The sequence below is a fragment of the Geomonas sp. genome (assembly GCF_035254065.1).
Classification (GTDB): Bacteria; Desulfobacterota; Desulfuromonadia; order Geobacterales; family Geobacteraceae; genus Geomonas.
Genome location: NZ_DATFBA010000141.1, coordinates 1 through 8,767, shown reverse-complemented (window position 1 = coordinate 8,767; position 8,767 = coordinate 1). Strand labels below are relative to the sequence as shown.

The 8,767-nt window shown below is 62.6% G+C and carries 7 protein-coding genes; all 7 read right to left on the bottom strand.

Translation table 11 applies throughout. From position 1 onward, the window contains the following. Positions 1-1,287, bottom strand: a 1,287-nt coding sequence (locus VJ604_RS07005) for a VWA domain-containing protein (RefSeq protein WP_324081028.1), incomplete at its 3' end; no start/stop codon positions are given. Positions 1,288-1,399: 112 nt separating this feature from the next. After that, positions 1,400-2,302 carry an AAA family ATPase gene (locus VJ604_RS07000; protein WP_324081026.1) on the bottom strand — a complete coding sequence of 301 codons (903 nt, stop codon included), beginning with the start codon at positions 2,300-2,302 and terminating at the stop codon, positions 1,400-1,402. Positions 2,303-2,397: 95 nt separating this feature from the next. After that, positions 2,398-3,603 (bottom strand): iron-containing alcohol dehydrogenase family protein, encoded by a 1,206-nt coding sequence (locus VJ604_RS06995; protein WP_324081024.1) that lies wholly within the window; start codon positions 3,601-3,603, stop codon positions 2,398-2,400. Between the two features lie 1,009 nt (positions 3,604-4,612). Continuing rightward, positions 4,613-5,590, bottom strand: coding sequence for a GTP 3',8-cyclase MoaA (gene moaA / locus VJ604_RS06990; RefSeq protein WP_324081022.1), 978 nt, complete (start codon positions 5,588-5,590; stop codon positions 4,613-4,615). After that, on the bottom strand, positions 5,587-6,981 hold the full coding sequence (locus VJ604_RS06985; protein ID WP_324081020.1) for a sigma-54-dependent transcriptional regulator: 1,395 nt from the start codon (positions 6,979-6,981) through the stop codon (positions 5,587-5,589). The genes moaA and VJ604_RS06985 overlap by 4 nt, the downstream gene beginning before the upstream one ends. Next, positions 6,969-8,177, bottom strand: coding sequence for a two-component system sensor histidine kinase NtrB (locus VJ604_RS06980; protein ID WP_324081018.1), 1,209 nt, complete (start codon positions 8,175-8,177; stop codon positions 6,969-6,971). Before VJ604_RS06980 ends, VJ604_RS06985 begins: the two co-directional genes overlap by 13 nt. Further along, positions 8,177-8,767: dehydroquinate synthase/iron-containing alcohol dehydrogenase family protein (locus VJ604_RS06975; RefSeq protein WP_324081016.1), on the bottom strand; the 591-nt coding region annotated here is incomplete at its 5' end. The genes VJ604_RS06975 and VJ604_RS06980, both read right to left, overlap by 1 nt.

Sequence of the window (8,767 nt, the reverse complement as noted above, 5' to 3'; positions counted from 1 at the left end):
GCGGCGCCAGGCGCGGGTGTCGTTGTGGTCGTAGAGGGTGCAGAATAGGTCCTCCACCACTATCCCCAGCTCCTCCACGCTCTTCACCGTCTTCACCTCGTCGCAGAACTCGCCGTACAGCTCCAGGAGGCAATCGCCGCGCCCCCACAGCTCCTCGTCCTCCGGGGTGAGCCAGAGCAGGTACCCCGCCTTCTCCCGGATCTCCTCCAGCGCCCACTCCTCGGATTCGTGATAGTTGTTGCGCCCGTCCCCCAGGACAACGATGGCCGGCTTGCCACGCATCCCTTCCAGGTACTTCTCCTTGAAGGTGGTAAAAACCTTGCCGTAGTCACTGTTGTCGTCGAGGTTGACGATCTCGCCCCGGTCCATGGTCTCCAAGAGGACGTTGATCGGCATGTTGCGCAGCTTCTCGGTGATCTCGGCGATCTCGCTGTTGAAGACGAAGCTTCTCACGTCCATCACCCGGTTCTGCAGCGTGTGCAGCAGCAAGAGCAGGAAACGGGTGGCGTGGGAGACAGAATAGCTCACATCGCAGAAAACGACCAGTCGCGGTTTTTCCTTGCGCTTTCTCCTGAGCGAGCGCAAAAACGGCACCATGTCGTGGCGGTAGTTCTTCTGCAGGGTCTTGATGACGTGGAGCTTGCCGCGGCTCTCCTCTTCCTTCATCCGCTGCACGTCCTTGCGGATCCTCATCAGCATCCGACCCACCACGTCCTGCATCTCCGCCTGCTCCTCGGCCGAGACCAGATCGATCCTGCTCTTGGCCTGCCAGCTCTGGTGGAAGGCGACGGTGGGAGGAGCCTGCTGGTAGTAGTCGGAAGGCATGGGCGCCTCCATCTTGCCGCGGAAGCCGTCCAGCTGCACCGTGATCTGGGCGCCTTCGGAGTCGTCGTCGCTTTCCGCCATCCCCATCAGGTTCTCCAGTTCCTCGGCGCTCAGGTCGCCGTCGGTGGCCAGATTGGGTCCCTCTTCATGGTGGGTCTGGTGCATTTCGGACTTGAGCTGCTCCCCCTCCACGATGTGGATGAGAGCGCCCAAAAGATCCAGGGGGTCTGAGTTGTCGGTGAGGAAATCGGTCCTGCTGAAGAAGCGGTCGAAGACCTCTTCGAAGGCGGGGATGTCGTTGACGTTCTTGATCAGGGTGAGGCACAGGTAGGCCCGCATCGAGTCGCGGCCGTCGAAGCCGCCCAGGGAGAGCGCTTCGACCGCGTCGAGACTTTCCCCCTGGGAGACCCTCACTCCCCGCTCCCGCAGCGCCTTCACGAAACCGGCGATGATGCGCTCCATAGTTTAACTCCGCACAAATTGAAAAGCGACTCGTCCAAAGGCGGCAAGCCGCGAAGGAGATCCGGCAGGACTCCTGGGCGGCTATAAGTCCGTACCCGAGCTTTGATCGGCATCAGCGCAGCGTCGCCGCCGCCAGTTCCGTCACCTGCTTGAGGTCCGCCTGGTGCTTGGCGATCACCCCCACCGTGTTGGCGACCACCTCGGGGGTGAGCTGCCGGGCGTGCAGGATGGAGAGGACATGCGCCCAGTCCAGCGCCTCGGAGACAGAGGGGGGCTTGCGCAGGTTCAGCTCCCTGACCTGGCGCAGGAACTCCACCATCTGCCGGGCCAGACCCTCGCAGATCTCCGGGTAGCGGGCGCGCACGATGTCCACCTCGCGCTCGAACTCCGGGTAACCGAGGTAGAGGTAGAGGCAGCGCCGCCTGAGGGCGTCGGAGATCATGCGGGTGCCGTTACTGGTAAGGATGGCGAGAGGCTTGTGGTTCGCCTCGATCACCCCCAGCTCCGGGACCGAAACCTGGAAATCGCTCAGGCACTCCAGCAGCAGCGCCTCGAACTCGTCCCCGGAGCGGTCGATCTCGTCGATCAGCAGAAGCGAAGGCTTTTCGGAGAGGAAGCTGCGCAGAATGGGACGTTGCACGAGGAAGTTCCTGGAGAAGAACAGGCTCTCCTCGGCGGAAAGCCTCTCAACCGCCTCGCGCAGGTCGGCGGTCTGGGAGAGGTAGCTATCGAGCTGGGTCCGCAACAGCTGGGTGTAGAGGAGCTGCTTGCCATACTCCCAGTCGTAGAGTGCCTTCCCCTCGTCGATACCCTCGTAGCACTGCAGACGGACCAGGGGGAAATCCATCACCTCGCTCAGCGTCTTGGCGAGCCCGGTCTTGCCCACGCCAGGAGGTCCCTCGATCAGGATCGGCTTTCCCATGCGGAGGGCGAGAAAGACTGCGGTGGCGATGGAGTCGTCGGCGATGTAGCCGCCGCCGCGGAGCAGGTCCTTTACCTTTTGTTCGGTGATCATGGCTACCTCTGAGAAATCTGGTGGTAAGCGTGAGGGGTGAAGATCGAAACCTTCACCCCTCACCTTGGTACTGCCAGGTTACTGCCGGCTACTGATTACATGCAGGCCTTGAAGACGGCGCGCATATTGTCGAAGCCGATGTCGACCGGGTTGCCCTCGGAGCAGATGTCGGCGGCCGCGAACTTGGACAGGCCGTCGAGGTCCTTCTCCTGGAGACCGAGGTCGGCGAACTTGGTGGTGATACCGAGGTCGTCCTTCAGCTCCTGGCACATGTTGATGAAGATCTCGCCGGCTTTGATGTCGGACATACCGGCGGTGTTGACGCCGGCGGCGCGAGCCATCATGGCGAAGCGCTCCGGGCAGGCCGGCAGGTTGAGGCGGCAGACGTCAACCAGGGCGATGGCGTTGCACAGGCCGTGCGGGGAGTCGTAGAGACCGCCCATGGCGTGAGCCATGGAGTGGACGATGCCCAGACCTGCCGAGTTGAAGGAGTAGGCTGCGGCCAGCTCGGCCCAGACCATCTGCTCAACTGCCTTGTCGTTGTTCCTGTTGCTGGCGGACTGACGCAGGTTGTTGAAGATCTCGGTGATCGCCCACAGGCCCGGGCCGTAGGCGGACTGCACGCAGAGGCGGGAAGCGATAGCTTCGACGGCGTGGGTCAGGGCGTCCATACCGGTGTAAGCGGCCAGGTTGGAGCTCATGCACTGGTGGATCAGCGGATCGTCAACGGACTTGTCCGGGGTGCAGTTGGGATCGAACAGCGCCATCTTGTACATCTTCTCGGTGTGGTTGATGATCGAGAAGCAGGAGACCTCGGAACCGGTACCGGAGGTGGTGTTGATGGCGAGGTGCTTGATCTTGTTCTTCTTGGTGCACTTGAAGGCGCCTTCGAAGGAACGGACGTCCTGGCCGTCGTGGCTGTAGACCAGCTTGATGGCCTTACCGCAGTCCTGGGAGGAACCGCCGCCCAGGGTGATGATGCCGTCGAACTTGCCGGAGGCGAGGGCCTTGGCGCCTTCCATTACTTCGAAATCTTTGGGGTTCGGGGTAGCCTTGTCGAACACTTCGGAGGCAACACCGGCGTGCTTCAGAACACCCTGGATCGACTCGACGATGCCGGTGCCCTTGAGACCGGTGGTGACGATCAGCGCATTGGTCATGCCAAGAGCCTTCGCGTCGTTACCGACCATGGTGTGTGCGCCCCAACCGATGTTAACGGACGGGTAAGCGTGCTGCATCTTGATCGGGTATTCGCGTCTTTCCAGGCTGAGGGTCCTTTTAACGTCTCTGAAATGTGGCATCTGTACTTCCTCCTTTTTTGGTGTGGGTAAGATTTACCCTTCCTACTGCGCATTTAAACTGCTGGTTACTACCTTGGTGAACCGGTACTACTGACAGCCCTACGTGCATCAAAAAAATGTTATACCAGTGATCCCACCCAACCTTTGAAGCCACTACCAGGCTTCGTACAACCGCATGTCTTCCCAGTTAGCAAGGGCAATGCCAAAACGAAACATTGGTTTAAAACCGCGTAAACAATGGGAACGCGGTTTTCGGGGAGAAAAGAGGTGGATGTGGGAAACGGGGAAATAAGTAACAGCTTGGGAGGTAATGGCGGATTATCGGCTAGGGAAATTTTCCACAGTGGGGAAAATCGCCGCGCACCCCATCCTCACCCTGTCCCTCTTGGGGGAACGTTCGATGAGGTAGTGACTCGTTCGTGCTGGTCATCTCTTGAGAAGGGGTATGGACAAGTAAGCGGGGACAAGTGTTCGGGGACACGGGTGACTCTTTTGATCCGGGCGTCAGGGGACCTTCGAGGAAGAATTGAGCACCTTTGTGTTGGACACGTCGTGAGACAGGGGGTGGACGAAGTTGGAGGGGACGAAGTTAGAGGGGACGAGTGTTGGGGTGAGACAGGGTGACACGGCGGGAGCACTTTGACTGGCCTCTCTTGGCTGGTGAAAGGCCACCTACAGGGATCGGCGATCCCTCCGCGTGCCCGGTGTGCGGTCCCCACACTGAACAGAGGGGACTCCTCGGCGTCCCCCCCCTTCAAGGGGAGGGACAGGGTGAGGATGGGGCCAAGTGTGGATTATCGCCACATGTTGCATTATCCCACAATTACCGGCACAGTCGGCGTCAAACAGGGCTAAGCTATCGAAACCACGACGGCAACGCACGACGCGGCAACCATGGCGTCGAAAAAGTCTAATAAAGGAAGCAATGAGTGGGGAGAAATGCTGCAATCAGGAAGGGGGAACTGGTGGGGTGGCCCTGCAGGCCACCCCAAGCGGTGGAAAAGGGACGTCAGCCGCCGATTGCGGACATCGCAAAGGCGTCGTGCTCGGCACTCTCGGCGGACATCTGGTGCCGTCCCGGCTTGGCGAGTACCAAGCGGCACAGGGCGTCCTCCAGCTGGGGCGCATCCCCCTCGCCGAGGAACGGTTTGAGATCCAGATCGCCGCCTGCGAACAGGCAGCTCCGCGCCTTGCCGGTGGAGGTGACCCTGATCCGGTTGCAGCGGGCGCAGAAGTGGCCGGTGACCGGGGTGATGATGCCAAGGGTCCCCTCGGCGCCTTCGATGTGGTACTCCTCGGCAGGCCCCGCCAGCTCCCCGCGCAGCACGGGCTTGAGCGGAAAGCGGGCCGACAGCCGGGTCAGTATCTCGCTGCCGGAAACCACCAGCGACTGCCACTGCTCCTCCTTACCGGAGGGCATGTACTCGATGAAACGCACGGTGAAGGGGCGCTCGGCGGCCAGCGCGGCAACAGTCTCGATCTCGTGGTCGTTGACCCCGCGCATCACCACCATGTTGATCTTGATGGGGAAACCTTCCCGGTGAGCCGCCTCGATCCCCGCCAGCACCCTTTTCAGGTCGTTTCGGCGGGTGATTGCGCAAAAATTGTCGGCGTCCAGGGAATCCAGGCTGACATTGAGCCGCTGTACCCCGGCCTCGCGCAGCCTACCTGCCATCTCCTCCAGGAGCACGCCGTTGGTGGTCAAAACCAGCTGTTTCAGCCCTTCGATGGCGGAGAGCCGGGAGAGAAACGGGATGATATCGCGCCTCACCAGCGGTTCGCCGCCGGTGACCCGGATCTTCTCGATCCCCACCGCCACCGCCGCCCGGCCGATCCGCTCCAGCTCCTCGTAGCTCAGCACCTGGGCGTGGGAAACCTTGGGCACCCCGCCCGCCGGCATGCAGTAGCGGCAGCGCATGTTGCACCGGTCGGTGACCGACAGGCGCAGGTAATTTATCTTCCTTCCGAAACTGTCAACCAACTTCACAAAGCCCCCTTCACTGCCTCGGCCGCTTCCAGGCCGTAACGTTCGAGCTTAGTGTACAGGGTCTTTCTGTCGATCTCCAGAATTTTTGCGGCCCGGCTCTTATTTCCCTCCACCAGTTCCAGCACCTTGGCGATGTGCTCCCGCTCGATCACCCAGAGCGGCAGCTCGCTGGGGGCCGAGGAGGTGACCACCTTGGGCGGGAGCACCTTGGGTGGCGCGAAGGGCAAAAGCTCCAGGGTGATCAGGTTGTCGGTGGCCAGGATGCAGGCCCGGCGGATGGTGTTCCTGAGCTCCCTCACGTTGCCCGGCCAGCTGTATGCCGAAAGCGCGGCCATGGCCTCCTCGGTGATCTCCCAGTTCTCATTGGGGCGTCCGGCGATCGATTTCATGAAGAAATAGGCGAGCGGGACGATATCCTCGGAGCGCTCCCGAAGCGGCGGCAGGTTGATCGGGAGCAGGTTGATGCGGTGGTAGAGGTCTTCCCGGAACTCGCCGCGGTTGGCGCACTCCTGCAGGTTCTTGTTGGAGGCGAACACGAAACGGACATCCACGCTGATGTCGTGGTTTCCCCCCATGCGCCGGAAGGTGCCGGTCTCCAGCACCCTCAGGAGCTTGACCTGCACGTCCAGCGGCATCTCGGAGACCTCGTCCATGAAGAGGGTGCCGGTGTCGGCCAGCTCGAAAAGGCCCGCCCTCCCCTTGTTGGCACCGGTGAAGGCGCCCTGGGTATGCCCGAAGAGCTCGCTCTCGGCGGTGTTGATGTTGAGGCGGCCGCAGTTCACGGTGACGAACGGCTTGTCCACCCGCGGGCTCGCGTCGTGCACGGCGCGGGAGATCAGCTCCTTGCCGGTGCCGCTCTCCCCGTAGATGAGCACGTGCTCGTCGGCAGGGCCCCAGCGCTTGACCACCTCCAGCACCTTCATGAGCGCCGGGCTTCGCCCCACGATCCGGTGGTTCTCGAACTTGCTCACCTCGAGCTTGAGGTTGATGTTCTCCAGCCGGAGGCGGTTCTTCTCGTAGGCCTTGTCGATCACCATCTCCAGCTCGTCGAGCTTCACCGGCTTGGTGAGGTAGTCGTAGGCGCCGTGCTTGATGCACTCGACCGCGGTCTCGATGGAGCCGTGGCCGGTGAACATGATGACCTCCGGGATGATGGTCTCCGCCCGCATCTGCCTGAGCACCTCGATGCCGTCCATACCGGGCATCTTGACGTCCAACAGCACCACGTTGAAGTTCTCCTCGCGGTACTTCCGGAGCCCCTCGACCCCGTCACGGGCCACCTCGACCTTGTACCCGGAGCGGATCAGCTCGGCCTCGAGCAGTTCCCGGATCGGACGGTCGTCCTCCACGATCAGGAGCTTCGCCCCCTTCCCTTTTCCTACGGCTGGCATAGTGGCAACCTCACGGTAAACGTCGATCCCTTTCCTTGGCTACTATCCACCAGTATCTCTCCCCCTTGCCTCTGGATGATGTTGTAGGTGATGGCAAGCCCCAGTCCCAGCCCCTGGCCGACCGATTTGGTGGTGAAGAAGGGGTCCCAGATCTGGGCGAGCTGCTCGGGGGGAATGCCGCACCCCGAGTCCTTGATGGTGACCACCCCCATCCCCTGCTCCACGAAGGTGGAGATCTCCACCACCCCGGAGCCGCAGATCGCCTGGTGGGCGTTCAACAGCAGGTTCATGAAGACCTGGCGAAGCCCCGCCCCGTCACCGTACACCGGGGGGAGATCCTCCTGCAACAGCTCCACGATCTCGATCCGCTCGTAGCGCGACTTGTGGCGGACCAGCTCCAGCACCTCCTGGAGGGCGCAGTTCAGGTTGACGGCACCTGCGGCACCGTCCGATTTGCGGGAGAAACTCAACAGGCTGTCGATGATCGCCTTGCAGCGGTAGGTCTCCCGCATGATGACTTCCAGGTACTTCTGGAAGACCGCCAGGCGCGCGTCTTCGGAGAGCCCCGGCTCGTCGCGCAGCCTTCTCAGGAGCGCCTCCGCGTAGCCCGCCACCGAGCTCAGCGGGTTGTTGATCTCGTGGGCCACCCCGGCCGCCAGCACGCCGATGGAGGACATCTTCTCCGCCTGCACGAGCTGCAGCTCCTGGGAGCGGCGGTCGGTGACGTCCCGCAGGAACATGAGGGCCCGGTGCTTGCCGTTGTTGTCCTCGATGGGGGTGACGGTGACGTCGAAGTAGCGGGTCTCCCGGCCCGGCAGCTGGCTGGCGAAGGAGACCTGCACGCTTTCACCCTTCAGGGCGCGCTCCACGGGGCAGCTCTCCGGGGCGCTCTCCTGCTCGGGGTGGAAGAGCTTGCCGCAGGAGCTCCCCACCAGGGTCTGCTGCGGGAACATGCGCGGGCAGACGTGGTTTCTGTGCTGGACGAGCCCGCTGGAATCGTAGATGGCGACGCCGTCGCCGATGGAGTCGAACACCGCCTGCAGCTCGCGGCTTTTGGTGCGCAGACCGAGGTTGGCCGCCTCCAGCTCCTGGATCTTCTGCTTGACCTCGGAGTAGAAGCCGATCTTCGAGCTCTCCAGACCCAAAAGGCGGTCGAGGCTCTCGGTATCGACGGTGCTGCGCGTGATCTTGTCCATCAGTACGCCCTCTCCAGGATGGTCAACAGATCGGCCAGATCGGCCTGACGCGGCGAGGTGATCAGACAGGCGTCATGCAGGGCGTTCTCGGCGAGCGTGGGGAGGTCCTCCTTCTTGACCCCCAGGCTCCTGAGGCTCCTGGGCGCCCCGCAGGCCTCCAAAAGCGACTCCACCTCTCCCTGCACCACCTCGGCGGCTCCGGCGCGGTTGCCGGTCTCCTGGTGGCCGAGCCCCCAGGCGAGCTCGGGGAGCTTCTCGGTGACCACCGGCAGGTCGTAGCGGATCACCTCGGGGAGGAGCACGGCGTTGATAGAGCCGTGGTTGGCGTTGTAATAGCCGCCGATGGGGTGCGCCAGCGCGTGCACGATCCCCAGGAGCGAGTTGGAGAAGGCCATGCCGGCGTGCAGGCTGGCCCGGGAGAGGTTCTCCATCGCCTCGGGGCTCTGCTCGCGCACCGCCTTGACCAGGCTCCCTTTCAAGAGGCGGATCGCCTTGATGGCGTGCACGTCGGTGAGCGTGGTGGAGGCGATCGAGAAGAAGGCCTCCAGCGCGTGGCTCAAGGCGTCGGTGGCGGTGGTGCAGACGTACTC